At 69.8% G+C, this 1,923-nt stretch carries 2 protein-coding genes and 1 pseudogene; 2 read left to right on the top strand and 1 reads right to left on the bottom strand.

The window, feature by feature from the left end; translation table 11 throughout:
• Together BBK14_RS38230 and BBK14_RS38880 are read left to right on the top strand one after the other, a co-directional pair.
• Nucleotides 1-473: hypothetical protein (locus tag BBK14_RS38230; RefSeq protein ID WP_198541260.1), on the top strand; the 473-nt coding region annotated here is incomplete at its 5' end.
• A gap of 531 nt (nucleotides 474-1,004) precedes the next feature.
• Nucleotides 1,005-1,178 (top strand): annotated as a pseudogene (locus BBK14_RS38880) (NF041680 family putative transposase); the annotation flags it as partial.
• 215 nt (nucleotides 1,179-1,393) lie between these two features.
• Here BBK14_RS38880 and BBK14_RS13230 read toward each other — a convergent pair.
• The coding region (locus tag BBK14_RS13230; protein ID WP_131802284.1) for a prepilin peptidase at nucleotides 1,394-1,923 on the bottom strand (530 nt) is incomplete at its 5' end.

Below are 1,923 nucleotides of genomic sequence, written 5' to 3' on the forward strand. Positions count from 1 at the left end.
CCACCCTCTTCCCCAGCACCCCCGACGGGCAGCGCAGCTGCGACAGCGGCCTGGACGAGAACATCACCATCAAGAAGGGCGACATGCCCTTCATCCAGGAGCAGTTCGCCCTCGTGGACAGCATCGCGCGCGAAGCCGCCGCCTCATGGGGGCACACCTTCGTCGACGTCGCCGAATCCAGCCGGGACCACCACGTGTGCCGCGAAGGCAACGACAAGTGGATGTTCGGCCTCTACGCCAACTACCCGTTCGACGACACCCTGACCGGCTACAAGCCCGCCCGCTTCCCGGCCGGCGCGCAGATGCCGCCATTCTCCCCCGGCTGGACGGCATGGATGCAGGGCCTCCTCGCCAACGGCGGCGGCATCTTCCGCGGCAACGAGACCCTGACCACCTTCCACCCCAACAAGCGCGGAGCCGACAACCAGACCGCCCAGGTCACCAACGCCCTGCGCGCCGCCGGCATCGTGTAACCAGCTGGCACCCGAACCACCCGGAGGCCCGGGCCCGCACCGAGCGGGCCCGGGCCTCCGCACATGCTCGACGAAAGTCCTCCCACAGCCAGACCTTGCCGTCGCCGCCGGCGACGGCAAGAGCGCGGCCGTCTGGGGAGAACACCGCCGAATACACGTAGTCGCCGGGTCCGGCGAGGAGTTGACCGAGGGGAGTCGCCGATGTGATGCGGGGACTCGCGCTGGATGCTGGTGTCACCGACTGGCTGGTGGCGGTGTGGCCGGTTTGGGCGCCATCGCTGCCGTGGTCGTGGGTGAAGACGGTGGCGGCCAGGACGGTCGCCGTGATGGCGGCCCGCAGCCGGCCCAGCGCGCAGAACTGCCATCCGAACCTGGCAAGTCAGCACTGCACTAGCTTGATCTTTAACCTCGGGCTTCCCGCGAGCTGTCGTCTGTGGTCGCCCGGCTCGGTAGCCACTGTTCATGAAGGTGACCTTCGGCTGATCATGTGTTCCGACCAAGGCACACACGCTCAGCACGAAGGCCGTGAGGATGAGTCTGCTGCGTCACGCTGTTCAGCAGGAGCCGTTCGCGGAACTGTCTCGTTTCCGGTGCGAGTTCTACTCCTGCCTGACCAGGCGAGCCGATGCGTTGTTCGAGCTGGCTGACGCCGTCCTGTGCGCGGACGGCCCTGTGCGCTCGTTGGTGGAACTGTCGTCGGCACCGACAGTTCAGGATGCGGTCGTCCAGACGCCGTGAGTCGAGCTTCTTCGTCGGCGCGGGGCCGGCCAGCCAGGGATTGGTCGCGGGCATGGTCGAGCTTCCCACCGAACCCGGGGCACGCCACCAGCACACCCATCGTGACCGAGACAACCGGACCGTCGAGGCGCCGGCCCACGCATTCGTCGAGGTTGCCCCGCTCGACCCGGGCCGGCTATCCCTCAGGAGGCGAAGCCGACCGCGGCCAGCATCCCGGCAAGCATCGCGGGACCGAATGGCAGTGGCTGACCGCGCCGTCGCAGTTTCGTGACACGCAGCAGTAGCCCGGCGGCGGCGTGTACGAGGAAGGGCAGCAGTGCGGCGACGTACCAGCTGAGCGGCCCGTGCCAGCCCCCGACGGCGCCGAGCAGGCCCGCGAGCCGCACATCGCCGCGAGCCATCCCGCCCGTGAGTGCGACCACCCAGTACAGCGTCCACAGCGCCGCCGCGCCGGCGGCCGCGTTGGCGATCTGGCCGAGGTTGCCGCAGGCGAGGGCGGAGACCACGAAGAGTGCCGCGGTCGCCGAGGTTGCCGCGTAGACCTGCGCCGCGGGCAAGCGGTGCACGCGCAGGTCGACGATCGCGAGCCAGAGGCCGGCGAGCGTGGCCACGAGCAGGGCCGGTGAGGCGGCCGTCCACCCGTGCAGTGTCACGACCGCGCCGATCCCGGCCCCGGCGGTCCCGATGGTGAGCACAGCCCCGCGGCTGGGCC

It is taken from the genome of Parafrankia soli, from assembly GCF_001854695.1.
Taxonomy (GTDB): Bacteria; Actinomycetota; Actinomycetes; order Frankiales; family Frankiaceae; genus Parafrankia; species Parafrankia soli.